This window comes from Paraburkholderia madseniana (assembly GCF_009690905.1).
In the GTDB taxonomy this organism is placed as follows: domain Bacteria; phylum Pseudomonadota; class Gammaproteobacteria; order Burkholderiales; family Burkholderiaceae; genus Paraburkholderia; species Paraburkholderia madseniana.
On record NZ_VOSW01000321.1, the window covers coordinates 1 to 549 of the forward strand.

Genomic DNA, 549 nt, shown 5'->3' on the forward strand with positions numbered 1-549 from the left:
CAGCCGGTTCATCCAGCGCGAGCAGCTTCGGATCCGTTGCCAGTGCGCGGGCGATTTCCAGACGGCGCTGGTGACCGTACGACAGATTGCGCGACGTGTAGTCCGCGTACTGCGCAATGCCGACGTATTCCAGCAGTTCGACTGCGCGTTCCTTGATCTCGCGCTCTTCCTTGCGCTCGGCCGGCGTCTGGAACACCGCGCCGATCAGGCCGTGTTTCGTACGCACGTGACGGCCAACCATCACGTTTTCCAACGCGGTCATGCCACCGAACAGACGGATGTTCTGGAACGTACGCGCAATACCCGCCTTCGCCACCTGATAGACGGCTGTCGGCGTGTATTCCGTGCCGTTGAGCTTGAACTCGCCCGAATCCGGCGTGTACAGACCCGTGATCACGTTGAAGAAGGTCGTTTTGCCGGCACCGTTCGGGCCGATCAGGCCATAAATCTGGCCCGCCTTGATTTGCAGGCCAACGTCGGACAGTGCCTGCAGGCCGCCGAAGCGCTTGTTGACGCCCTTAACCGACAGGCGGATCTGATCGCTGCCGA

1 protein-coding gene is annotated in these 549 nt (G+C 61.6%); it reads right to left on the reverse strand.

Translation table 11 applies throughout. The features are described from left to right. The coding region (locus FSO04_RS46030; protein WP_414693539.1) for an ABC transporter ATP-binding protein at window positions 1-549 on the reverse strand (549 nt) is incomplete at both ends.